Below are 2,039 nucleotides of genomic sequence, written 5' to 3'. Positions count from 1 at the left end.
GCGCAATGCTTGCGCCCTCCGGAGGGCGCAAGCATTGCGCCCCTACATTGACGGGGCTACTACGAACGTTTTAGAGATTTTATTTTGGGGAGGATCAGAATTTTGAACCCCGTTCACTCAACCGCAGAAATTGAGAGAGAGTTATCCCCCTACTTGTAGCAACGACTCCCTGATCGCCGCCCCATTTGATTTCCATTTGCCCGGTGAAATCAGCCTCGATTTCTCTGGTGTAATTCTGCTACTTTTACCCTTACCCCTTAAAGCAATAGATCACTTGGGTATGTAGGCTATCGCACAGTTGCGAAGGCATTTTACTTAAAGGGAAAGACTGGCGTTGGAGTTGCACCCCGAGATTGGTCAGAGGATCAACGCCGGTGGAGATGAGGAACTGGAGTTGATCAATATCGGGCCAGAGGAGGAGGCGATCGAGAATCCGAAAGGTCGCCTGCACATAAGGATGTTCAGGATGGGTAAACCAATCCGTTGTGGCTAAATGCGCTTGGTCAAATCCCAGGTGAAAAGTTAACTGGGGTTTGCCAAATAAGGCCACGGTGACGGGGCGTTTTTCCTCTTGTAGCACCAGATGGTGCTCCGAGGCGAGTTCGCGGATTTTTTCTAAATGCTCATACCAGGCTTGGACCTGGGCCGGAGGACCCTCTTCCAACTCCGGTTCTTGCCAGTGGATTGCCACAGTCACCAAATAGGTTTGTAAGAGCAGATGCCCTAATTTTTCCGCCTTGGTGGCCAAATAGGTGCAATTAAACGGATTGGACTCAATCAGCAGGGGAACGCGATCGACCATCTCTAAGCCATATCCCTTTAATCCGGCAATTTTACGCGGATTATTGGTAATCAAGCGGATTTTGCTCACCCCCAAATCATTGAGAATTTGCGCCCCAATGCCATAGTTTCGCAAGTCCGCAGGAAAGCCTAAGCGCTCATTCGCTTCCACGGTATCCAAGCCCATATCTTGCAGAGAATAGGCTTTGAGCTTATTAATCAGGCCAATTCCCCGCCCTTCCTGACGTAGATAGACCACCACCCCCTCCCCGGCATTTTCAATCATTTTTAGGGCGGCTTGCAGTTGCATTCGGCAGTCACAGCGCAGGGAACCGAGGGCATCCCCGGTCAAGCATTCTGAATGGACCCGCACCATCACCGCTTTATCGGTAAAATTGGCGGGGTCTCCCTTGACGATCGCCACATGGTCTTTGTTGTCCAGGGTATTGCGATAGCCGTAAATTTGGAACTGGCCGAATTCCGTGGGTAATGCCGCCACAGTTTCCCGAATCACAAATCGCTCATGTTGGAGGCGATAGGCGATTAAATCCGCGATGCTGATCATTTTTAGGTTATATTTGGCGGCATATTCGATTAGTTCGGGCAATCGCGCCATTGAGCCATCGGGATTCTGAATTTCGCAGATTACCCCGGCAGGGTAGAGTCCGGCGAGTTGACTCAAGTCCACTGCCGCTTCCGTATGGCCCGCCCGTTTCAGGACCCCCCCAGATATGGCCCGCAGGGGAAAAATATGACCGGGACGGCGCAAATCCTTGGGTTTGGTGTTGGGATTAATGGCAATCTGGATAGTGCGGGCCCGGTCCTCGGCAGAAATGCCCGTGGTGACTCCTTGCTGAGGAGAGGCATCGATACTGACGGTGAAGGCGGTTTGGTTGGTGTCGGTGTTGGTGGTTACCATTAAGGGGAGGTCTAGCTGATCCAGGCGATCGCCGGTCATCGCCAGACAAATTAATCCGCGACCATGCACCGCCATGAAATTCACGATTTCTGGTGTTACAAACTGAGCCGCACAGATCAGATCCCCTTCATTTTCTCGGTTTTCATCATCGACCACGATAATGGACCGGCCTGCTGCAATTTCAGCGAGGGCCTCCTCTATCGAGTCAAACTCAAACGATTGTTTTGCGGCGTTTTCTGGCAATTCCACAGATAAAATCTTTCGCGTAAATGTAATGTTTTGATTTAGGCAAGCTAAGTTTATTGTAGCCCGTTTCCCGACCGGAAATTTTGGACTGATT

At 51.0% G+C, this 2,039-nt stretch carries 1 protein-coding gene; it reads right to left on the bottom strand.

The window, feature by feature from the left end:
• Window positions 1–250: 250 nt before the first annotated feature.
• The gene (ribBA, locus tag NG833_RS28510) at window positions 251–1,948 is read right to left on the bottom strand and encodes a bifunctional 3,4-dihydroxy-2-butanone-4-phosphate synthase/GTP cyclohydrolase II (protein ID WP_254568648.1); all 1,698 of its coding nucleotides are present in this window, start codon (window positions 1,946–1,948) and stop codon (window positions 251–253) included.
• Window positions 1,949–2,039: the final 91 nt, after the last annotated feature.

The sequence above is a fragment of the Oscillatoria sp. HE19RPO genome (assembly GCF_024220515.1).
Taxonomy (GTDB): Bacteria; Cyanobacteriota; Cyanobacteriia; order Cyanobacteriales; family Laspinemataceae; genus Laspinema.
This window is presented reverse-complemented; position numbering and strand designations above follow the sequence as displayed.